This window comes from Luteimonas yanweni (assembly GCF_039548475.1).
Lineage (GTDB): Bacteria > Pseudomonadota > Gammaproteobacteria > Xanthomonadales > Xanthomonadaceae > Luteimonas.
This window is the reverse complement of record NZ_JBCLVC010000002.1, coordinates 153,830-176,091: the sequence shown is the minus strand read 5'-3', so window position 1 is coordinate 176,091 and position 22,262 is coordinate 153,830. Positions and strand designations below refer to the sequence as shown.

The window sequence follows — 22,262 nt, the reverse complement described above, 5'->3', positions numbered from 1 at the left end:
TCCGCGGCGTCCCCGGTCGCCGCCGCAGTGCCGCCTTGCGTTACTTGCCCAGCCGCGCCACCAGCGCGCGCAGCCCGGCCTGGGTGTCCGGGTCGTTCCAGGCGTCCACGAAGGTATCGATGTCGATGCGCTCCGGCGCCAGCGCGGCGACAAGATCCGCGCGCGCGATCTCGCGGGTGTGCAGCACCGGCCGGCGCGGCAGCGCGAGCAGCGCGTCCAGCCAGGCACGGGCGCGGGCAACGACCTCGCCAGGCGCGGCGAGTTCATCGACCAGTCCGATCTCGAACGCGCGTGCGCTTTCGACCAGTTCGCCGCCCACCAGCAGGCGCTCGGCGCGATGCGTACCGACCACGCGCCGCATCAGGTGCTGGATGCCGTCCGGCGCGACCAGGCCGACCTGGGTCTCGTTGAGGCCGATGCGGAACGGCCCCTCGGCCATCACCCGGTAGTCGCAGCACAGGGCGAGCACGCAGCCGCCGGCTGGAGAGTGGCCGGTGATCGCCGCGGCCACGGGCACCGGTGACGCGGCCAGCGCACGCGCGGCGTCCAGGAAGCCCGTCCAGGCCGCGCCCAGCGCGTCGCGCGACTGCAGCGACAGCAGGTGGGGTACGTCCAGCCCGGCGGAGAAGACCTTTTCACCGCCCGACAGCACCAGGCCCTGCGCGCCGGCGTCGACTGCCGCGGGCACGGCCGCCGCCAGCGCTGCGCAGAGCTCGGGGTCGAGCGCGTTGACCGGAGCGCGCGCGAGCCTGAGTTCGGTGATCGCGCCGTGGCCGATGGTTTCGATGAGTGCTGTCATGCGTCGTCAGGTCCGCCCCGGAGTGGATGGCTATGATAGGTGCATGACCAGCCTCCTTCGAACCCTCGTTCCCGCCGCGCTGCTGTGCGCAGCCACTGCGGGCGCCAGCGCTTCCGGCCCGGCCCGCACTGATGCACAGGCTGCCAGCGGACCCGCCACCTGCGTTCCGCGCGTGGTCGAGGGCTGGCTGCGTTCGCCGCCGATGCCGATGCCGATGATGGCGGGCTTCGCCCGTATCGAGAATCCGTGTGCCATCGATGTCGCCATCGTCAGCGCGCACAGCGACGCCTTCGCAAGCGTCGAGCTGCATGAAACAACGGTTGTCGATGGCGTCAGCCGGATGCGCGAAGTGCCGCGCTTGCCGGTGGCAGCGGGCGATGCGGCGGTGCTGCAGCCGGGTGGCCTGCACCTGATGCTGATGCGGCCGGTGGCACCGCTGCAGAGCGGCGACTCGGCGCGCGTCGAATTCAGCCTGGCAGACGGCCGCAGCATCGGTGCCGACTTCGAGGTGCGCGCCGCCGACGCGCGCTGAAGGACGCGCGCCGGGCATTCCCGCGCGGCCGGCGGCCGACCCGGCAGTCGCGATTGTCGGAAATGAAACATCCCTGCCGACCGGCGTCCTGCGCCGGTGGCGGTGCCATGCGGGCGCTCCCGTGCATGCCGCCACGCACCGCGGACTCCGCACGGCGCGGGCCGTGTTGCATGCCTGCAACGTTTTCACGCGCACCGCGCGCGCTGGACCGGTCCCGACGCCCGCCATTCCCGACGGCTCCCTGAAAAGTCCCGAGTTACCAAGTGCTTGCATGCGTCGCCGGATGACTGGCATCGAACATGCGTGGGACAGGGTTGCACCGGCGTGCGGCACCTCCCCTTCGTGCGCCGGCGCGACATTCCCCCAAGGAGTACGACCATGCATATCCGCAAGAGCATGTTGGCTGTGGCCGTGTTGCTCGGTGCAGGTCTGTCCGCCCAGGCATGGGCGCAGGACCAGACCGAAACCGGCCGCGGCGACAACAACGCCAGCAATACCGAAGACAACAGCAGCGGTTCCGACCGCGACAACGCCGGCAGCGCCGCTGCCGATGGCATGTCGAACGCGTCGGCCAACAACAACAGCTCGGCCAGCACCAGCGTCGCCAGCTCGTTCAACACCAGTTCGGCGATGGCCGAGACCAGCCTCAGCGGTACGGTGACCGGAAACAGCGTCCTGGTGCTCGGCAACATCGCCCAGAACAACGGCAGCGCCGATGGCGGCGCGGGCGGTGCGGGCGTGGGCGGCACCGCGGTCGGCGGTACCGGCGTGGGCGGCGGCGGCGGTGACGGCGGCGATGGCCAGGCGGCCAGCCTGCGCGACGGCGATGCAAGCGCGACCGGCCTCGCCACCGCACTTGGCACGGCCGGCGCGGGTTCAGGCGCAAGCGCCAGTGCCGACGGCGATGCGGTCGGCGACGGGATCCCGAGCGCGACCTCCGATGCCTCGGCCACCTCGGGCGACAGCACCGCATCCGCAGACGGCAGCTCGGCCGGTGGCGACACCAGCGCCGACAACTCCGGCAGCAGTGGCGATGCGTTCGCAACGGCCGGCAATGGTGGTCGTGGCGGTGACGGCGACGGTGGTGCCGCGAGCGGTGGCGACGGCAACGGTGGCGACGGCGGCAGCGGCGGCACCAGCTGGGCCCATGGTGGTGCCTTCGACATGTCCAACTCGATGGATGGCTCGGCGAACGCCGCGGCCGGGGTGATGGTCATGGCGCAGAACAGCGGTGCGTCCTCGCTGATCCAGCAGGGCGTGACCGTGCAGGCCAACCTCAACGTGGGCGGTCCCTAGTCCGGACACGGGCGTGCGTCGCGGACGCCGTGTCCGCGACGCGCGCTCCCCAGGCAAGGAGGATCGGCCATGCCAGCCATCGTGATTCCACTCATCGCCGGCGTGCTCGCGCTGGCGTCCCCGGCAGACGGTGCGGTCGCGGTCGAAGGCTTCGGCCAAGCCGTGGCCGGCAGCACGCTGGGTACCCTGCGCGGCGGCGAGTCGACGAGTCTGGTCATCGTCGATGTCGACAACAGCGGCAACGTCGAGGGCAACACGGCGATCGGGACCGTGGGCGGCTCGAACGTCGTGACCGGCGGCGCCTTCGGCAACGCGGCCGGGATTTCAACGGTGATCCAGAACAGCGGCGCCAATGTGTTGATCCAGAACGGCACCGCGGTGAACGTGCAGTTCGGCGGGCCGGTGCCGTGAGTGTCCGCGGCGTGGGGCTGCTGCCTGCCTGGCTTGCCCTGGCGGCCTGCCTGGGCTGGCAGGCAGCGGCACCCTGCGCCGCGGGCGGTGCGCCCGCCGATGTCCGCGTTCCCTATGGCGGAAGCTATGCGGTGCCGGTCACCAGCCTGAAGGCGGCGCGTTACCGCACGACCGTTCCGCAGCAACACGACTTCAGCTGCGGCTCGGCGGCGATCGCCACCCTGCTGACGTTCCAGTACGGACACGCGGTGGGGGAGGGCGACGTCTTCCGCCACATGTACGAGCGCGGCGACCAGGCCCGGATCCGCCGGCAGGGGTTTTCACTGCTGGACATGCGCGCCTACCTCGAGGCCCAGGGCTACGCGGCCGACGGCTTCGAGGTTCCGCTGGACCGGCTGGTCGAGGAAGGATTGCCGGCGATCGTGCTGCTCAACGATCGCGGCTACCGGCATTTCGTGGTGGTCAAGGGCATGCGCGCCGGCCGCGTGCTCGTGGGTGACCCGGCACGCGGCACGCGCCTGCTGCCACGGCGCGAGTTCGACCGCCTGTGGGACAACCGGGTGCTGTTCGTGGTCCACAACCGCCGCGAGCTCGCGGCCTTCAACCATCCGCGCGACTGGCGGCTGGCGCCACTGGCGCCCCTGGCCACCGCCGTGCAGCGCCAGGGCCTGCAGGACGTGGTCATGCACCGTCGCGGCCCGGGGGACATCTGACCATGAAGATTCCGAATGCGAGACGCCTGGCGTGGCACCTGCTGGTCACCTCGCTGCTGGCGCTGGCGGGGATCGGCTGGCCGCTGCCGGCGGCGGCCGATGCGGCAGCCGTGGCCGATGCGGCCGGCGTGCCGGCGACATACGCCCACGCCGGTGCGCAGGGCGCGATGCCGCCGGCCGGCTGGATCCCGTTGGGCGAGGCCAGGCTGGAAGCGATGCGGGGCGGCTTCGCGCTGCCGTCGGGCCTGGTGGTCTCGTTCGGCTTCGAGCGCCTGGCCTGGGTGAACGGTGAGCTGGTGGCGTCGATACGCGTGTCCATCCCCGACATCGCCAACATGACCGGACCGCAGGCCCGGGAGCTTGCGCGGCTGCAGCAGCTGCAGCTGGTGCAGGTGGGTCCCGGCAATGTGCACGAGGGCGCCGGGGGCGGCCTGGTGCTGCAGAACACGCTGGACGGCGCGCAGATCCGCGTGCTGACGACGATCGATGCCGGCAGCAACGCGCTGGGACTGCTGCAGGCGGTGAACTTCACGGACGCGCTGGGCCTGTCGGGCCTGGGCGCGCTCGGGACGCCCTGATGCGCGCGGGGAAGCGGGGGGCGATGGTGGCGCTGCTGGCCGCGGCGCTGCTGGGGCCGCATCCCGCGTGGGCCCAGGCGGGGGCGCCGTCACCGGTGGCGGCAGGCGACGCCCGGATCAGTGCACTGGAGGCCCGGCTGGACGAGCAGGCGCGGCAGATCCAGGCACTGCGTGAGTACCTCCAGTCGCAGCGCGCCGACTGGGATGATGCCGCCGGCGTCGACGCCTGGCGCTTGGATGCACTGCGCGCGCGTGGCGGCGCGACGGGTGCCGGCGCCGGTGCCACGGGCGCCGCGCAGCCGGGGATGCCCGCGATGGCCGCCGCGGTTGCGCAGGACGCGGGCGACCCGGCGCCGGTCGGGCAGGCGCCCGAGGACGCCACCCGGCCGCCGGAAGTGGCGCAGATCTTCGACCAGCCCGGCGTGCTGACGCCGGCCGGGACGCTGATCCTGGAGCCGTCGCTGCAGACCGGCTACTACTCGAACGATCGCGTGGCGCTGGTGGGCTACACCGTCATCCCCGCGATCCTGATCGGCCTGATCGACGTGCGCCAGGTGAAGACCACCAGCGTGACCGCGGCGCTCGCCGCGCGCTACGGCATCGGCAAACGCTTCGAAGTCGAGCTCAAGGTCCCGTACATGCATATCCGCGGCGACACCGTCAGCCGCGAGATCTTCACCGGCGCCGCCCAGGACAGCGTGTTCAGCGCCGACGGCAGCGGCCTGGGCGACGTCGAGGCGACGGCGCGCTACCAGTTGCCCAACAAGGGCGCGGACCGGCCGTTCTACGTGGTCTGGCTGCGCTACAAGGCGCGCACGGGCAAGGACCTGTTCGAAGTCACCACCGACTGCGTGACCCGCTGCGTCGCCAACGCGACCGGCACCGGCCTGCCACTGGAGCTGCCCACGGGCAGCGGCTTCGCCTCGCTGCAGCCGGGCGTGACCTGGATGTACGCCTCCGATCCCGTGGTGTTCTTCGGCAGCCTCAGCTACCTGCACAACTTCGCCCGCGAAGACGTCTCGCGGACCACGCTCACCGGCGCGCCCGAAGGCTTCCCGCAGACGACCACGGAATACCTGGGCGAGATCGACGCCGGCGACATCTTCGGCTTCAACCTCGGGATGGGACTGGCGCTCAACGACCGTGCCTCGATCAGCATCGGCTACGACCACAGCCTGGTCGCGCGTTCGCGCCAGAACGGCAGCGACATGCCGGGTTCGGTACGGGTGGTGCTGGGCACGCTGATGCTGGGCGGCACCTACCGCATCAGCGACCGCACCAGCTTCAACATCGCCCTCGGCGCCGGCATGACCCGCGACACGCCCGACGTCAGCCTGGTTGCGCGACTTCCGATCCGCTTCTGAGTGTCCGCGTGTGGTCGCCGGCCGCGTTGACCTTGCTGGACGGGAGACGGGAGGCCATCCGGAAGGGGGCGGGTGCAGCACGTACACATGCCGGCATGCACAGGAGTGCGGGAATTCATCCACTGGGTCCTGGCCGAACGCGCCGTGCTCGAGGCGCTGCCCGAAGGCCTGGAGTCGCGCGGGTGGAGAGCCCGGAGGGTGGCGCGGACGGGCGTGATCCCGGCACCCGATGCCGATGGCGACGATGCCTGGCGGGCCGGCCTGCTTGATCTCAGGGGATGTGACCCGCCCTCGGCGGAGTCACTGCAACGCATCGGCGACGTGCTGGCCCGGGGTGGCCGTGGCTGGGTGGCAGGCCTTGCCCCCGGACAGGTGCGATTGGAGCCGGTGCGCCAGCTGGTGCGCGACCACTGCCACGACTACGTGGTGCTGCCCTGTGACGGCCTCCTGCTGGCCACCGTGCTCGGCCACGCCTGCGGCATGGCGCGGCTGGAGGACTGCAGCCGCGTCGCACTCCGCCCGGTCCCGACGCCCGACGGCATGATCGGCGACAGCCCGGTGATGCATGCCCTCTACCGCCAGCTGCAGCGGGCGGCGATGACCGGGGCGCCGGTCTGCATCGGTGGCGAAACCGGCACCGGCAAGGAGCTCGCGGCGGCGGCGATCCATCGCCATTCCGCGCGGCACGGCGCACCGCTGGTGGTGATCAACTGCGGCGCGATCCCGGAAAGCCTGGCGCAGTCCGAGCTGTTCGGCTTCGAACGAGGCGCATTCAGCGGCGCCAGCCAACGCAAGCGCGGGCGCTTCGAACATGCCGATGGCGGCACGCTGTTCCTTGACGAGATCGGGGACCTGCCGCTGGAATCACAGGCTTCGCTGCTGCGCTTCCTTGAGCAGGGCACCATCCAGCGCCTGGGCGGCCACGAAGACATCGCCGTGGACGCGCGCATCATCTGTGCGACCCATATCGACCTGGAATCGGCCGTGGAAAGCGGACGCTTCCGCGAAGACCTGTATCACCGCCTGCGCGTGATCGAACTGCAGATGCCGCCCCTGCGCCAGCGCGGGAGCGACATCGCGCTGCTCGCGGTGTGGGCGCTGGCGCGGCACGCAGGGGAGGGAGGCGGCCGCGTGCGCGGCTTCACCCGTGACGCGCTGCGGGCGCTGCACGACCATCCCTGGCCCGGCAACGTCCGCGAGCTGGTCAATCGCGTGCGCCAGGCGGTCGTGATGGCCGAAGGGTCGCGCATCACCGCCCGCGACCTGCGCCTGCAGGACGCCGGGGTGACGTTGCAGACCCTGGGCGAGGCGCGCCTGGAAGGCGAGCGGGTGGCGATCGAGCGCGCCCTGGTCCGCAACGGGCGCCACCTCCAGGCGGCGGCGCGCGATCTTGGAATCTCGCGGGTCACGCTGTACCGGCTGATGAACCGGCATGGCCTGCGTGGCGGCGCGGACGAATCCGCCAGGGCCTGAGCCTTGCGACCCCGGGTGGGGCGCCGGGTTCAGCCAGCCGCGATCGCCCGCACGACGTCGGGCAGCGGTGTGGGACGGCCGCTGGCGCGGTCCACCCAGACCATCACCACGTGGCCATCGGCGTGCAGCACCGTGCCGTCCGCGCTGGTGATGCGGTGGCCGAGGGTGACGCTGCTGGTGCCGACGCGGTCGGCGGTCAGCTCGACCATGATCGATCCCGGGTAGGGGATCGGCTGGCGGTAGTTCATCTGCACCGCGGCCAGCAGCGGGGCGGTGGTGTCGGTCACCCACTCCGTGCCCAGCGATTCGAACCAGCGGATCCGCGCCTCCTCCAGGTAGGTCATGAAGTTGGAGTTGTTGACGTGGTTGAAGGCGTCCAGGTCGCGCCAGCGCAGCTCGATGGGCATGCTGTGGAGGAGCTTGCCGTGTTCGGCGGGTTCGCGGTTCATGTGATGTCCCTGGCCTTGCGGCGACGCGTGGGGGTTCCGGTCTTGCCGCGCGAGCGCGGGCGTGGCGCCTCGCCGACCACGGGCACTCCGGAGCGCGCCCTGTGTTCGTCCAGGAGCTTGGCGAGGAAGCGTCCGGTGTGCGACTGCGGCATCGCCGCCACCTCTTCCGGCGTGCCCTGGGCGATGATCTCGCCGCCGCGGTGGCCGCCATCCGGGCCAAGGTCGATCACCCGGTCGGCGGTCTTGATCACGTCGAGATTGTGCTCGATCACCACCACGGTGTTGCCGTCGTCGCGCAGCTTGTGAAGTACGCCGAGCAGGTGCTCGATGTCGTGGAAGTGCAGGCCGGTGGTGGGTTCGTCGAGGATGTACAGCGTGCGCCCGGTGTCGCGGCGCGAGAGCTCCTTCGACAACTTCACCCGCTGCGCCTCGCCGCCGGACAGCGTGGTCGCCGACTGTCCCAGCCGGATGTAGCCGAGCCCGACGTCGGTCAGGGTCTCGAGTTTCCGCGCCAGCGTCGGCACGGCGTGGAAGAGGTCCAGCGCGGCCTCGACCGTCAGCTCCAGCACCTCGTGGATGTTCAGGCCCTTGTAGCGGATCTCCAGGGTTTCGCGGTTGTAGCGCTTGCCGCCGCAGACGTCGCAGGGCACGTAGATGTCGGGCAGGAAGTGCATCTCGACCTTGATCAGGCCGTCGCCCTGGCAGGCCTCGCAGCGGCCGCCGCGGACGTTGAAGCTGAAGCGGCCCGGGCCGTAGCCGCGCGCGCGCGATTCCGGCACCTGCGCGAACAGCTCGCGCAGCGGCGTGAACAGCCCGGTGTAGGTGGCCGGGTTCGAGCGTGGCGTGCGCCCGATCGGTGACTGGTCGATATCGACCACCTTGTCGAACAGGTCCAGGCCCTCGACCGAGCGGAACGGCGCCGGCGTGTGCGAGGCACCGTTGATCTCGTTGGCCGCCAGTGCGTACAGCGTGTCGTTGATCAGGGTGGACTTGCCCGAGCCGGACACGCCGGTCACCACGGTGAACAGCCCGTTGGGGATCACCAGGTCCACGTCCTTGAGGTTGTTGCCGCTGGCGCCCAGCAGGCGCAGCTCGAGCTTCGGGTTCGGCGCATGGCGCCTGGCCGGGATCTCGATCCGGCGCTTGCCGGACAGATACTGGCCGGTCAGCGAACGCGGCGCGGCCAGGATGTCCTCGTAGCTGCCCTCGGCCACCACTTCGCCGCCGTGCACGCCGGCTCCGGGGCCGATGTCGACGATGTGGTCGGCGAGGCGGATCGCGTCCTCGTCGTGCTCGACCACGATCACGGTATTGCCGAGGTCGCGCAGGCGGGTGAGCGTGCCCAGCAGGCGCTCGTTGTCGCGCTGGTGCAGGCCGATCGAGGGCTCGTCGAGCACGTACATCACGCCCACGAGGCCGGCGCCGATCTGGCTCGCCAGCCGGATGCGCTGGGCTTCGCCGCCGGACAGCGAATCGGCCTTGCGTTCGAGCGTCAGGTAGTCGAGGCCGACGTCGACCAGGAAGCCCAGGCGTTCGCGGATTTCCTTGACGATGCGCGCGGCCACCTCGCCACGCCAGCCGGGAAGCTCCAGCCCGGCGAAGAACTCCAGCGCCTCGCCGATCGGCAGGACCACGATCGACGGCATCGCGCGCTCCGCCACGAACACGTTGCGCGCCGAGCGATTCAGGCGCGCGCCGCCGCAGTCGGGGCAGGGCTGTTCGCTGATGTACTTGGACAGCTCCTCGCGGACCGCGGAGGACTCGGTCTCGCGGTAGCGGCGCTCGAGGTTGGGGACGATGCCCTCGAAGGCATGGCTGCGCTTGCTGCGCACGCCGCTCTCGGTCACGTAGGTGAACGGGATGCGCTCCCCGCCGCTGCCGAACAGCACGGCCTGGCGCACCGCCTCGGGCAGCTCCTGCCAGCGGCTGTCGACATCGAAGCCGTAGTGCCGCGCCAGCGACGCGATGAGCTGGAAGTAGTAGTGGTTGCGCCGGTCCCATCCGCGCACGGCGCCGGCTGCCAGCGACAGCTCGGGGTGCACCACCACGCGGCCCGGATCGAAGAACTGGCTGACACCCAGGCCGTCGCAGGTCGGGCAGGCGCCGGCCGGGGCGTTGAAGGAGAACAGGCGCGGCTCGAGTTCGGGCAGCGCGTAGTCGCAGACCGGGCAGCTGTAGCGCGAGGAAAACAGCAGCGGCTCCCCGGACTCGTCGTCGAGCGGGCGGACCTCGGCCATGCCGTCGCCCAGCTTGAGCGCGGTCTCGAAGGACTCCGCCAGGCGCTGCTGCATGTCCTCGCGCACGCGGAACCGGTCGATCACGGCCTCGATGGTGTGCTTCTGGCGCAGCGCCAGCGGCGGCACCGCGTCGATTTCATGCACGGCGCCGTCCACGCGCACGCGCACGTAGCCCTGCGCGCGCAGCTGTTCGAACACCTGGGCGTGCTCGCCCTTGCGCTCGCGCACGACCGGCGCCAGCAGCATCCATCGTCGCTCGGCGTTCGCCGGATCGTTGGCCAGCGCCATCACCTGGTCGACCATCTGGCTGACGGTCTGCGCCTCCAGCGGGTACTGGTGGTCCGGGCAGCGCGGCTGGCCCACGCGGGCGTAGAGCAGGCGCAGGTAGTCGTAGATCTCGGTGATCGTGCCGACCGTCGAGCGCGGGTTGTGCGAGGTCGACTTCTGTTCGATGGCGATCGCCGGCGACAGGCCTTCGATGTGGTCGATGTCGGGCTTGTCCATCACGCTCAGGAACTGGCGCGCATAGGCCGACAGCGACTCGACGTAGCGGCGCTGGCCCTCGGCGTAGATCGTGTCGAACGCGAGCGAGGACTTGCCGGACCCGGACAGGCCGGTGACGACGATCAGGCGGTCGCGCGGCAGGTCGAGGCTGATGTCCTTGAGATTGTGGGTACGTGCTCCGCGGATGCGGATGAGGTCGAGCGCCATCGGGTCGTCCGGGGGAAAGGGAGAGGGTGGGCGATCAGCCAGCCTACCGAGCCCCTTGGATGGGGGCAAACCGCCGGATTTCCAGATCCCGGTAGACGGGCGAAAGAAAAGGGGCCCGGCGAACCGGGCCCCTCCATGTCACCTTGCGACCTGTATCAGCGACGCGCGGTGTAGTTCACCGTGATGGTCTCCGAGCACACGTTGGTGCCGGCGTTGCAGACCTGGTAGGTCGCCGAGCCGGGGCCCGTCGACTCCGCGGTGAAGGTGTGCACGAACGCGCCGGTGTTGCTCGAAGTGGCAGCCACTTCGCCATTGAACAGCACGTCGACCTGCTCACCTTCGCCACCGGTCCACGCCAGCGGCACGCGGATGCGCTGGCCACGCAGCGGGAACACCTGGCGGGCCATCAGGCCTGCTGGTGCATCGCCAACGTCTCCGATGTCGAAGCTGGCGGTCAGCGAAATGCCCGTGGCCGACTCGTAGCCGTCGATGCGGATGAACCACTCGCCGGCGGCGGGAGCCTCGATCAGGCAGTCCTCGATGCTGCCGAAGAGGTACGGACGGCAGTCATAGAGGGTATCCGTCGGCAGCTCGGCGTGCCTCACGTAGAGGTCGGTGTCACCGTTGGGGCCGTCCATCAGCACTTCCAGATTGGTGGCGCCCTCCGGAAGGTCGATGACGTAGAACACCTCCTCGCCGGCATCCACGTCGATGCCAGTCACGGTGACGCCGTTCTCGAGCTCGGTGGGCGGGTCCACCACGATCGGCGTGTCGTCGTACGTGCCCATCACGGAATAGCCGTTGGACGCGCTGTAGGAGACGACCCTGACGTGCCATTCACCCGCTTCGGGGGCGGTGAACTCACACGTTTCGGCGACCACGCCACCCGTCCACGGACGGCAGTCGTACAGCGAGTTGGTCGGCGCCGCGCCGTAGCGGACGTAGATGTCCGAGTCACCGGTCGCCCCGGTGCCCGGGGTCAGGTTGAACACCACCGAGCCCATGTCCTCCGGTACGTCGAGCACGAAGAACTTCTCGTTACCCTGGCCCATCGATTCCAGCTCGACGGGGACGCCGTTCTCGAGGTCGGTCGGCGGCGGCGGGGCCGGCGGCGGCGGCGGGTCTGCCGGGAGTTCCTCGGCGCTGGATGCCACGGCAACCGCGCGGCCGGCGTCGATCAGGCTGGCGCACCAGCGCGAGCTGGTGTCGCAGTCGGTGACCAGGCCGTTGGCGGCATAGCCGGTGTTGCGCAGCATCGTCTTGACTTCGTCCGGCGGCAGCCACTCGCCCGCTGCCTCCATCATCAGCGCGGCCGTGGCGGCCACGTGCGGCGTTGCCATGGACGTGCCGGCGTACCAGGCATAGGCGTCGTCTTCCTGGACGGTCGCACCGCTGTTCAACGTCGACAGGACCTGGTCCTCGTTGGGCATGACGCCGCTGCCGGCCGGAGCCGCGACGCTGATGCCCACGCCGTGGTTGGTGGCGGCATAACGCGTGTTGTCGGGACCCGTGCCCGCGACCACGATCACGCCGTTGCAGCCCGCCGGAGCGTAGTTGGCGATGTCCGAGCTCGAGTTGCCCGCCGCCACGACCACGGAGGTGCCGTTCGCGACGGCGATATCGATCGCATCCTGCATGTCCGTCGGGCAGGCGATCGCGCCGCCCAGGCTGAGGTTGATGACGTGCGCCGGCGTGGTGTTGTCGGGAACGCCAGGAACGCTGCCGCCCGAGGCCCAGACGATGGCGTCGTTGATGTCCTCGAAGCTGCCGCCCGCATTGCCCAGGACGCGGACATGCTGGACCTTGGCGCCGTGGGCAACGCCCGCGACGCCGACGCCGTTGTCGGTCAGCGCGGCGATGGTGCCGGCCACGTGGGTGCCGTGCCAGCTGCTGTCGTACTTGCTGTCCCAGTCGCCCTCGTCGTTCGGATCCGGGTCGCGGGCATCGCTGTCACGCGCGTTGGCGGGGTCGGAAATGAAGTCATAGCCTGCGATGAACTGGCCAGCCAGGTCGGCGTGATCGACCTGTCCCGTATCGAGCACCGCGACGATGTAGCCGGTGCCGTCGACGGTATCCCAGGCTTCGGTGGCATTGATGCCCATGCCGTCGCCTTCGTAATGCCACTGCTGTGCGAACAGCGGGTCGTTCGGCTCGAGCATGCGGTACATGCGGCCGTTGGGCTCGACGGCGCGGATCGCCGGGTTTTCCATCAGCGCGGCTTCAAGCTGCTTGCGTTCGACGACGTCGATGGTGCGTCCGGTCCGGATGACCTGCGCCCCCGTGCCGGTGGTGCGCTGGATCGCGATGCGGGTGCCGAGCAGCTTGCCGACGGAGTCGAGCTGGCGCTGCAGGTTCGCCGCGGGCTTGGCGCCCTTCTGGAAGCTGACGATGAATGAATCGTACTCGGTGTCCGCCGGCGCCTTCAGGTTCATTCCGTAGGGGTGGGCGGGCTTGGCGAACAGAGGGGCCTTGACGGCGCTCTTCTTCTGCGTCTGCGCGGGCTTGCTGGCAGTCGGCATCTTCAGTGCCGCATAGGACGGCCCCGCGACAAGGGCGGCGGTGATCGCCACCGCGAGCGCGGTTGTTGTGGTGTTCCAAGTCGTGCTGGTCATTTCGTTCCTCTCTCCTTTCGTCGATCCGGCGCATCTATGGCGTCGGCCCCATCCACGCAGTCGCTGTCGCTACTTCAGTGGAAGCTGTGCGCGCGTCCGCGGCGCGACCAGGGGTCGACGGCCAGCGGGCGGGCGGAATCCGGATATGGAAATGCGCGGGCACGGGCGCAGGGCGCGGTGCCTCGAGCTGGTTGCACGCAGGCCGTGGGCGACGGGCGGGGCGATGCGGCGCGCGAGCGCGCCAGTCGACCGGGAGCCGGGGTGGCCTTGCGTCGCGTTGCTGATACAGGTGGAACAATGCACGTACAGAGGCTCTCCGTGGAAAGAGATGATCCCGCGCCGTGCGCGCTTGCAATGCGCGACAACGGACGCCTGTAGCTGTCCTTGCAGCGGATGGTCCCCTGTGGCCCGTCCGACCGTTCGAACCTACCGGATGCAGGGGGCGATGCGCAACCGTATAGCCCTCATTCAGCCTGGTTTGACCCGAAAGCCGCGTTCCAATTACAATTCCGCTCCTGTCTACCCCCAAGGGAGGCAGGCGACCACAATAACTACATAGGAAGCTTGGTCATGTACGCAGTCCTGGTAACAGGCGGGAAGCAATACCGCGTGATGCAAGGCGAGACGCTCCGCGTCGAGCTGCTGGACGTCGAAGCCGGCAACGAGATCACGTTCGACAACGTGCTCATGTTGGGTGACGGCGAGGGCATCAAGGTCGGCGACGCGCTCAAGGGCGCGACCGTCACCGCCACCGTCAAGGCCCACGGCCGCGCCGACAAGGTGCGCATCGTGAAGTTCCGCCGCCGCAAGCACCATCGCAAGCAGATGGGCCACCGGCAGCACTACACCGAAATCGAGATCACCGGGATCGCTGATTCCGGCGACAAGAAGTAAGGAGACGCAGCCATGGCACATAAAAAAGGCGTAGGTTCCTCGCGCAACGGCCGCGACTCCAACCCGAAGTACCTCGGCGTGAAGATCTATGGTGGCCAGGCGATCGATGCCGGCAACATCATCGTCCGCCAGCGCGGCACCCAGTTCCACCCGGGTTCGGGCGTCGGCCTCGGCCGCGACCACACCCTGTTCGCGCTGATCGACGGCAAAGTCGAGTTCACGACCAAGGGCCCGAAGAAGCGCCGCACCGTGAACGTGGTGGCCGAGGCCTGAGCCCGGCACCACGCTCCGCGAAGGCCCCGCTCCGGCGGGGCTTTTCGTTTCCGGCGCCCGCGCCGGCACCCGCTAGACTTCCGGTCACCCGCCGCGGCCCCCCGGCCCGGTCCCGCCACAGCCTGGATCCATCGCCATGAAACTCGTCGACGAAGTCGAAATCACCGTTACCGCCGGCAATGGCGGCAACGGCTGCGTGGGCTTCCGGCGCGAGAAGTACATCCCGCTCGGCGGTCCCGATGGCGGCGATGGCGGCAACGGCGGCGACGTCTGGCTCGAGGCCACCCGCAACCTCAACACTCTGGTCGACTTCCGCCACCAGCGGACGTTCCGCGCCCGTCGCGGCGAGGACGGCATGGGCCAGCAGCGCTATGGCAAGGGCGGCGAGGACACGGTGATCATGGTGCCGGTCGGCACCCAGGTGTTGAACATCAACACCGACGAGGTGATCGGCGACCTGGTCGGCGACGGCGACCGCCTGCTGGTTGCCCGCGGTGGCAAGGGCGGGCTGGGCAACATCCACTTCAAGACGTCGGTCAACCGCGCGCCGCGCAAGGCCACGCCGGGCGAGGAGGGCGAGCAGCGCGAGCTGCGGCTGGAGCTGAAGCTGCTGGCCGACGTCGGCCTGCTTGGCTTCCCGAACGCCGGCAAGTCCACCCTGGTCCGTGCCGTGTCGGCGGCCACGCCGAAGGTGGCGGACTATCCGTTCACGACGCTGTACCCGAACCTCGGCGTGGTCAGCGTGGAGCCTGCGCGCAGCTTCGTCATCGCGGACATCCCGGGCCTGATCGAGGGCGCCGCCGACGGTGCCGGCCTGGGCGCGCTGTTCCTGCGCCACATCCAGCGCACCGGGTTGCTGCTGCACCTGGTCGAGGTCGAGCCGCTGGACGGCTCCGACGCCGCCGACCAGGTGCGCGCGATCGAGCACGAGCTCGGGAAGTTCGACGCAGGCCTGATGGACAAGCCGCGCTGGCTGCTGTTCAACAAGGCCGACCTGCTGCCGCCCGAGGACTCGCGCGCACTTGCCGAACGGGTGGTTGCCGACCTGGGCTGGACCGGCCCGTGGTTCGTCGTTTCGGGCCTCGCCCGCGAGGGCACCCGCGAGGTCATGCTGAAGGTGCAGGCCTTCCTCGACGAGCAGGCCCGCGACGCCGCCGATGCGGCAGACGCGGCAGATGCCGCCGGGGGTTGAGGCGGGCGCGGTGGCAAAAGCAGCTTTCAGCCACGGATCTACGCGGATGACCACGGATCAGAAGCAGAGCAGTTCGCCCTGCCTTTGCTCAGTCCGCGTGCATGCGCGCCAATCCGTGGCCAGAAACGCCTCCCTGGCGACGCACGCAAAAAGCCCGGCCGGAGCCGGGCTTTCTTCCACCGCGCTGCGGTTCGCCTCAGGCGGCGCTGGCGATCGCCTTGATGCGGGCGGTCAGGCGGCTCTTGTGGCGGGCGGCCTTGTTGCGGTGGATCAGGCCGCGGGCGCTGAAGCGGTCGAGCAGCGGCTGCGCGGCGGTGAAGGCTTCCTGCGCGGCGGTGGCGTCGTTGGCTTCGAGTGCCTTCAGCACTTTCTTGACGGCGGTGCGCAGCTGCGAACGCTGGCTGTTGTTGCGCAGGTTGCGCACGACAGCCTGCTTGGCGCGCTTCTTGGAGGACTTGATGTTGGCCACAATGGGATCCTGGGAACGGGTGTAAAGACGGAATTCGGGTCGAGCGAGCAGGAAATTATGGGGGAATCAGGAGCTTGCGTCAAGAATGCGCCTCGCCGGCGGTGGCTGGCATGAGCGGGGCCGTGCAGGACGGCCACGAGGCAAGGGGCAACGTGGCCGTGGCGGCCCCGGGCGTGCCTGCGGCCGGGCTGGATCCGGCCGCGTCGATGCCCGCCGCCGGGTCTCCGGGCACGCCTGGCGCGAGCCCTGCCGGCGGCGGCCGCCGCGGAGGCGGGCTGCTGCGCTCCACCGCCGTGTTCAGCGCCATGACCCTGCTGTCGCGCATCGCCGGCTTCCTGCGCGACGCCCTGCAGTCGCGCGTGTTCGGCGTTTCGGTGGCGATGGACGCGTTCGTGATCGCCTATCGGATCCCCAACTACCTGCGCCGCATCTTCGCCGAAGGCTCGATGCAGATGGCCTTCGTGCCGGTGCTGAACGAGTTGCGCGAGCGCGACGACCCGCAGGCACTCAAGTCCTTCGTCGATGCCATGGCCGGAGCATTGCTCGCGGTGGTACTCGTGTTCGCCGCGGTCGGCATGCTCGCCGCCCCGCTGATCGCGCGCATGTTCGCGCCCGGGGCCCTCGACGATCCGGAAAAGCTGGCCCTGATCGCGGACATGCTGCGCATCACCTTCCCCTACCTGGTGTTCATCTCGCTGATGGCGCTCGTGGCCTCGGTGCTGAACAGCTTCGGGCGCTTCGCGCTGCCGGCGGTGACGCCGGTGCTGCACAACCTGGTGATGATCGTCGCCATCGTCTGGGTATCGCGCTGGTTCGCCGAGCCGGTCAAGGCGCTTGCCTGGGGCGTGCTGGTGGCGGGCGTGCTGCAGCTGGCCGTGCTGTGGCCGGCGCTGGGGCGGCTCGGGCTGCGGCCGCGGTTCTCGCCCGGGTTCCGCCACCCCGACGTGCGCCGGGTGGCGAAGCTGATGGTGCCCACGCTGTTCTCGTCGTCGGTCGCGCAGCTGAACCTGCTGGTAGGCACGATCTTCGCGTCGCTGCTGGTGACCGGCAGCCAGACCTGGCTGTACCTGTCCGACCGCCTGGTGGAGTTTCCGCTGGGGCTGTTCGGCGTCGCCATCGGCACCGTGATCCTGCCGCACCTCTCCCGCCGCCACGCCGCGGCCGACAGCGAGGGCTATGGCGCGACGCTCGACTGGGCGCTGCGCATGGCACTGCTCGGCGGCGTGCCCGCCGCGGTCGGCCTGCTCCTGCTCGCCGAACCGCTGACCGCGGTGGTCTACCAGGGCGGGCGCTTCACGGCGCACGACACCCGGATGGCGGCGATCAGCCTGTCGGCGATGAGCGTCGGCATCCCGGCCTTCATGCTGACCAAGGTGCTGGCGCCCGCGTTCTTCGCGCGCCAGGACACGAAGACGCCGATGCGCGCGGCCATCATCACCGTGATCGCCAACGTGCTGATGACCATCGCCTTCACCACGCCGCTCTGGCTTTGGGAGGTGCAGGGCGCGCACGTCGGCATCGCCCTTGCCACCGGCCTGGCCGGCATCCTGAATGCGTGGCTGCTCTGGCGCTACCTCAAGCGCGCCGGCCTGATGCGGCCACAGCCGGGCTGGGGACGTTTCTGGCTGCGCCTGGCCGTGGCCTGCGGGGTGATGGCTGCGGCGGTGCTGGCGTTGAGCGGCTGGGTGGGCGACTGGACCGCGATCGAGAGCCTGCTGCTGCGGGCCCTGCTGCTTGTCGCGGTGGTGGCGGCCGGCGCCCTGGCATATGGCGCCGCGCTGCTGGCGGTCGGCCTGCGCCCGCGCGACCTGCGCCACTGATCTCCGGGCGCCCGGTGCGGGGCCTGCCCCCACCGCGCCGCCGCTATACTTGCCGACCGACTCCGGTCGGGCGCGCCGCCGCCGGCGGCCGCGGCAAACCATCCTGGATTCCATGAAGCAGCTGTTCCGCGACGTCGACGGCGGGCCCCTGTGCCCCGAAGGCAGCGTGGCCTGCATCGGCGCCTTCGACGGCCTGCACCTGGGCCACCGGGCGCTGGTGGGCCATGCGGCCGCCCGCGCCCGCGCGCTGGGCCTGCCGCTGGTGCCGCTGAGCTTCGAACCGCTGCCGCGAGAGTTCTTCGCACCCGACGCGCCGCCGCCACGCCTGATGCTGCCGCGCGCGCGCGTCGAGGGGCTGTGCGGGCAGGGGGCCGGCCTGGTCGGGCTGCTGCGCTTCGACCGCGCATTCGCGGCGATGCCGCCGGATGTGTTCGCCGAACGCGTGCTCGCCGGGCGGCTGCGCGCGCGCGAGGTCTGGGTCGGTCCCGGCTTCCGCTACGGCAGCCGCCGCGCCGGCGACCTGGGCACCCTGCGCGATTCCGGCGCGCGCCTCGGCTTCGAGGCCGGCGAAATCGAGCCCGTGCAGCTCGACGGCGGTCGCGTGTCGAGCACCCGCATCCGCGCCGCGCTGTCGGAAGGCGACTTCGCAGCCGCCGCGCGCCTGCTCGGGCGGCCGTATGCCATCGGCGGGCGCGTGGTGCGCGGCCGCCAGCTCGGGCGCACGCTCGGCTTCCCGACCGCCAACCTGCGCTTCGGCGGCAGGGTGCCGGCGCTGCAGGGCATCTTCGCCACCCGCGTGCACGGCGTCGGCGACGCGCCCTGGCCGTCGGTGTCGAGCTTCGGCACGCGGCCCACGGTGGACGGCATCGAGCCGCTGCTGGAAGCCCACCTGTTCGATTTCGACGGCGACCTGTACGGTCGCCGCATCGAAGTTGAATTCGTCGCGCGCCTGCGCGACGAAGAGAAGTACCCCGACCTGCCGACCCTGGTCGCGCAGATGGACCGCGACGCCGCCCAGGCGCGCCACATTCTGATGCATACCCCGCAGCGAGCGACCGCGTGACCGACGACAGCCAGCGCTACAAGCCCACCATCCTCCTGCCCGAGACCGCCTTCCCGATGCGCGGCGACCTGCCGAAGCGGGAGCCGGCGACCCTGGCGCGCTGGGAGGCGGACGGGCTGTATGCCCGCCTGCGCGAGCATGCCGCGGGCCGGCCGCGCTTCGTCCTGCACGACGGCCCGCCGTATGCGAACGGCGCCATCCACCTGGGGCATGCGGTCAACAAGATCCTGAAGGACATCATCGTCCGTTCCAAGACGGTCGCCGGCTTCGACGCGCCCTATGTCCCGGGCTGGGACTGCCACGGCCTGCCGATCGAGATCGCGATCGAGAAGAAGCACGGCCGGGTTGGCGCGAAGCTCGACGCCGCGGCGTTCCGCCAGGCCTGCCGCGAATACGCGCTGGCGCAGGTCGAGCTGCAGAAGGCCGACTTCAAGCGACTGGGCGTGCTCGGCGAGTGGGACGATCCCTACCTCACGCTCGACCCGGCGTACGAAGCCAACGAGATGCGCGCGCTGGCGAAGGTGATCGACAACGGCCACCTGGTGCGCGGCGCGAAGCCGGTGTACTGGTGTTTCGACTGCGGCTCGGCGCTGGCCGAGGCCGAGATCGAGTACCAGGACAAGGTGTCCCCGGCGGTGGACGTGGCCTATGCGGCGCGTGAGTCCGGCGCGGTGGCGCGGGTCTTTGGCGCAGTGCTGCCCGACGGCGTCGAGGTCGCGCTGCCGATCTGGACCACCACGCCGTGGACGCTGCCGGCGTCGCTCGCGGTGTCGCTCGGCGCGGACATCGAGTACGCGCTGGTCGAGGGGCCCGCGCACGACGGGCGTGCCCGCTGGCTGGTGGTGGCCGCGTCGCTGGCCTCGAAGGTCCTGGCACGCTACGGGGTCGAAGGCGAGGCGGTGGTCCACGGCCATGCCAAGGGCGCCGCGCTGGACGGCCTGCTGTTCGCGCATCCGTTCTACGCCGAACGCGATATCCCGGTGATCCTGGGCGACCACGTGACCGACGATGACGGCACCGGCGCCGTGCACACCGCGCCGGGCCACGGCCAGGAGGACTTCACGGCCGCGCGCGCGTACGGCATCGTCGACCGCTACACCGCGGCGCAGATGAACCCCGTCGACGGGCGTGGCGTGTACCTGCCGTCGACGCCCGCGGCGAACGGGACGGAGCTGGCCGGCACCCATATCTGGAAGGCCAACGACGCCATCGTCGAGGCGCTGCGCGCGAGCGGCGCGCTGCTGGCGCATTCGAAGATCGAACACAGCTATCCGCACTGCTGGCGCCATCGCACGCCGGTGGCGTTCCGTGCCACGCCGCAGTGGTTCATCTCGATGGACAAGGCCGGCTTGCGCCGCGACGCGCTGGCCGCGATCGACGGCGTCGAGTGGTTCCCCGGCTGGGGCGAAGCGCGCATCGCCGGCATGGTCGAGGGTCGCCCGGACTGGACGATCTCGCGCCAGCGCACCTGGGGCGTGCCGATCGCGCTGTTCGTGCACCGGGAAAGTGGCGAGCCGCATCCGCGCTCCAGCGAGCTGATGCGCGCCGCGGCCGACCTGGTGGAGCGGGGCGGCATCGATGCTTGGTTCGCGCTTGATCCGGCGCAGTTGCTTGGCGACGAGGCCGCCGACTACGACAAGGTCACCGACATCCTCGACGTCTGGTTCGACTCCGGCGTCACCCACGAGTGCGTGCTGGCGGCGCGCGGCATCGGCAAGCCGGCCGACCTGTACCTGGAAGGCTCCGACCAGCATCGCGGCTGGTTCCAGTCCTCGCTCCTGACCGGTATCGCGATCGATGGTGCCGCACCGTACCGGCAGTGCCTGACCCACGGCTTCACCGTGGACGAGCACGGCCGCAAGATGTCGAAGTCGCTCGGCAACGGCATCGAGCCTCAGGAAATCATGAAGACGCTCGGCGCGGACATCCTGCGCCTGTGGATCGCGTCGGCCGACTATTCGAACGAGATGTCGCTGTCGAAGGAGATCCTCAAGCGCAACGCCGACGCCTACCGCCGCATCCGCAACACCGCGCGCTTCCTGCTCGGCAACTTGCACGGTTTCGACCCCGCGGTGGACGTGGTGGCGTCGGCCGACATGGTCGCGCTCGACCGCTGGATCGTGCATCGCGCCCACGGTGTGCAGCAGAAGATCGTCGATGCCTGTGCGCGCTACGACTTCGCCGAGGTGGTGCAGCTGCTGATGAACTTCTGCAGCGTCGATCTCGGTTCGCTCTATCTCGACGTGACCAAGGACCGGCTCTACACCATGCGCGAGGACTCGCGCGGCCGGCGCAGCGCGCAGACGGCGATGTACCACATGGCCGAGGCCTTCGTGCGCTGGATCGCCCCAATCCTGGCCTTCACCGCCGACGAGATGTGGGGCTACCTGCCGGGCGATCGCGAAGGCAACGTGCTGTTCGCCACCTGGTACGAAGGCCTGGCTCCGCTCACCGACGATGCAGCGCTGTCCGCGCGCGAGTTCGACGAGCTGCTGCGCCTGCGCGAGCAGGTGTCCAGGGTGCTGGAGCCGATGCGCGCCAGCGGCGCGATCGGTGCGGCGCTTGACGCCGAGATCACCCTGACCTGCGGCGTGGCCGACCAGAACCGCCTGTCGGGCCTGCTCGACGAACTGCGTTTCTTGTTCATCAGCGGCGACGTGGCCCTGGTGGCCGATGACGACGCCGGCGAAGTCGCGGTGGCGGCCGTGCCCACCGACAAGCCCAAGTGCGTGCGCTGCTGGCAGCGCCGCGGCGACGTCGGCAAGGTCGCGGCCCATCCGCAGCTGTGCACGCGCTGCGTGTCGAACGTCGAAGGCCCGGGGGAGGATCGCCTGTGGTTCTGAAGCCGAAGCCCAACGCATTGCCGTGGCTGGTCGTTTCCCTGGTGGTGCTGGTGCTCGACCAGCTCAGCAAGCAGTGGGTGTTGACCAGCCTGCCGGAGTACACCGCGATCCCCGTGGTCGAGGGCTTCTGGAACTGGTACCGCACCTACAACACGGGCGCCGCCTTCAGCTTCCTGTCCGATGCCGGCGGCTGGCAGAAGTGGTTCTTCACCGTGCTCGCCTTCGGCATCAGCGGCCTGCTGGGCGTCTGGCTGGCACGCACGCCGCGCGCGGACTGGCGCACGGCGCTGCCGTTCGCGCTGGTGATCGGCGGTGCCATCGGCAACGTGATCGACCGCCTGCTGCACGGGCACGTGATCGACTTCATCCAGTGGCACTGGCGCGAGCACTACTGGCCGGCCTTCAACATCGCCGATGCCGCCATCGTTGGTGGCGCCATCGGGATTGCCCTGTTCGGAATTTTCGCCCCGAAGAAGCCCGAAACCCTGTAGGACAGCTGTTTGTGGGAGCGGCTATAGCCGCGATCGGGGCAC

Annotated in this window: 19 protein-coding genes; 14 read left to right on the top strand and 5 right to left on the bottom strand. The window is 70.1% G+C overall.

The genetic code is table 11. The features are described 5' to 3' along the window. Positions 1–40 precede the first annotated feature (40 nt). On the bottom strand, positions 41–799 hold the full coding sequence (locus WCE39_RS00855) for an enoyl-CoA hydratase/isomerase family protein (protein ID WP_343274813.1): 759 nt from the start codon (positions 797–799) through the stop codon (positions 41–43). Positions 800–842: 43 nt separating this feature from the next. Here WCE39_RS00855 and WCE39_RS00850 point away from each other — a divergent pair, with 43 nt between their 5' ends. The 7 genes from WCE39_RS00850 to WCE39_RS00820 all read left to right on the top strand — a co-directional run bounded on the left by WCE39_RS00850 (position 843) and on the right by WCE39_RS00820 (position 7,166). Beyond that, a complete protein-coding gene (locus WCE39_RS00850) occupies positions 843–1,331 on the top strand; it encodes a copper chaperone PCu(A)C (protein WP_343274812.1) in 489 nt (162 codons plus the stop codon). Positions 1,332–1,709: 378 nt separating this feature from the next. Further along, positions 1,710–2,627, top strand: a complete 918-nt coding sequence (locus WCE39_RS00845) for a hypothetical protein (protein ID WP_343274811.1) — start codon at positions 1,710–1,712, stop codon at positions 2,625–2,627. Positions 2,628–2,696: 69 nt separating this feature from the next. Further along, positions 2,697–3,038 (top strand): hypothetical protein, encoded by a 342-nt coding sequence (locus tag WCE39_RS00840; protein ID WP_343274810.1) that lies wholly within the window; start codon positions 2,697–2,699, stop codon positions 3,036–3,038. Further along, complete coding sequence (locus WCE39_RS00835) at positions 3,035–3,751, top strand: C39 family peptidase (RefSeq protein WP_343274809.1); 717 nt, start codon at positions 3,035–3,037, stop codon at positions 3,749–3,751. Before WCE39_RS00840 ends, WCE39_RS00835 begins: the two co-directional genes overlap by 4 nt. Before the next feature lie 2 nt (positions 3,752–3,753). Then, positions 3,754–4,329, top strand: a complete 576-nt coding sequence (locus WCE39_RS00830; RefSeq protein WP_343274808.1) for a hypothetical protein — start codon at positions 3,754–3,756, stop codon at positions 4,327–4,329. Then, positions 4,329–5,693 carry an acetate kinase gene (locus WCE39_RS00825; protein WP_343274807.1) on the top strand — a complete coding sequence of 455 codons (1,365 nt, stop codon included), beginning with the start codon at positions 4,329–4,331 and terminating at the stop codon, positions 5,691–5,693. The genes WCE39_RS00830 and WCE39_RS00825 overlap by 1 nt, the downstream gene beginning before the upstream one ends. A gap of 105 nt (positions 5,694–5,798) precedes the next feature. Next, positions 5,799–7,166, top strand: a complete 1,368-nt coding sequence (locus tag WCE39_RS00820; RefSeq protein WP_343274806.1) for a sigma-54 dependent transcriptional regulator — start codon at positions 5,799–5,801, stop codon at positions 7,164–7,166. A 29-nt stretch (positions 7,167–7,195) separates the two neighbouring features. On the opposite strand, the gene WCE39_RS00815 is transcribed toward WCE39_RS00820, so the two are convergent. From WCE39_RS00815 to WCE39_RS00805, 3 genes are all read right to left on the bottom strand, one after another. Then, complete coding sequence (locus WCE39_RS00815) at positions 7,196–7,615, bottom strand: acyl-CoA thioesterase (RefSeq protein ID WP_343274805.1); 420 nt, start codon at positions 7,613–7,615, stop codon at positions 7,196–7,198. After that, the gene (gene uvrA, locus WCE39_RS00810; RefSeq protein WP_343274804.1) at positions 7,612–10,563 is read right to left on the bottom strand and encodes an excinuclease ABC subunit UvrA; all 2,952 of its coding nucleotides are present in this window, start codon (positions 10,561–10,563) and stop codon (positions 7,612–7,614) included. The genes WCE39_RS00815 and uvrA overlap by 4 nt, the downstream gene beginning before the upstream one ends. A 155-nt stretch (positions 10,564–10,718) precedes the next feature. Next, positions 10,719–13,175, bottom strand: a complete 2,457-nt coding sequence (locus WCE39_RS00805; RefSeq protein WP_343274803.1) for a S8 family serine peptidase — start codon at positions 13,173–13,175, stop codon at positions 10,719–10,721. 570 nt (positions 13,176–13,745) lie between these two features. On the opposite strand from WCE39_RS00805, the gene rplU reads away from it, so the two are divergent. The 3 genes from rplU to cgtA all read left to right on the top strand — a co-directional run bounded on the left by rplU (position 13,746) and on the right by cgtA (position 15,534). After that, entirely contained in the window at positions 13,746–14,069 is a 324-nt protein-coding gene (gene rplU / locus WCE39_RS00800) for a 50S ribosomal protein L21 (RefSeq protein ID WP_343274802.1), read from the top strand. Positions 14,070–14,081: 12 nt separating this feature from the next. Then, entirely contained in the window at positions 14,082–14,342 is a 261-nt protein-coding gene (gene rpmA, locus WCE39_RS00795) for a 50S ribosomal protein L27 (protein WP_132984603.1), read from the top strand. Between the two features lie 136 nt (positions 14,343–14,478). After that, a complete protein-coding gene (cgtA, locus tag WCE39_RS00790) occupies positions 14,479–15,534 on the top strand; it encodes an Obg family GTPase CgtA (RefSeq protein ID WP_343274801.1) in 1,056 nt (351 codons plus the stop codon). 196 nt (positions 15,535–15,730) lie between these two features. On the opposite strand, the gene rpsT is transcribed toward cgtA, so the two are convergent. Then, on the bottom strand, positions 15,731–16,003 hold the full coding sequence (gene rpsT, locus WCE39_RS00785) for a 30S ribosomal protein S20 (protein ID WP_343274800.1): 273 nt from the start codon (positions 16,001–16,003) through the stop codon (positions 15,731–15,733). 110 nt (positions 16,004–16,113) lie between these two features. Here rpsT and murJ point away from each other — a divergent pair, with 110 nt between their 5' ends. The 4 genes from murJ to lspA all read left to right on the top strand — a co-directional run bounded on the left by murJ (position 16,114) and on the right by lspA (position 22,220). Next, positions 16,114–17,823 carry a murein biosynthesis integral membrane protein MurJ gene (gene murJ / locus WCE39_RS00780; protein WP_343274799.1) on the top strand — a complete coding sequence of 570 codons (1,710 nt, stop codon included), beginning with the start codon at positions 16,114–16,116 and terminating at the stop codon, positions 17,821–17,823. Positions 17,824–17,935: 112 nt separating this feature from the next. Beyond that, entirely contained in the window at positions 17,936–18,886 is a 951-nt protein-coding gene (locus WCE39_RS00775) for a bifunctional riboflavin kinase/FAD synthetase (protein WP_343274798.1), read from the top strand. A 56-nt stretch (positions 18,887–18,942) separates the two neighbouring features. Beyond that, complete coding sequence (ileS, locus tag WCE39_RS00770; RefSeq protein WP_343274864.1) at positions 18,943–21,729, top strand: isoleucine--tRNA ligase; 2,787 nt, start codon at positions 18,943–18,945, stop codon at positions 21,727–21,729. Next, positions 21,720–22,220 (top strand): signal peptidase II, encoded by a 501-nt coding sequence (gene lspA / locus WCE39_RS00765; RefSeq protein WP_343274797.1) that lies wholly within the window; start codon positions 21,720–21,722, stop codon positions 22,218–22,220. The genes ileS and lspA overlap by 10 nt, the downstream gene beginning before the upstream one ends. Positions 22,221–22,262: the final 42 nt, after the last annotated feature.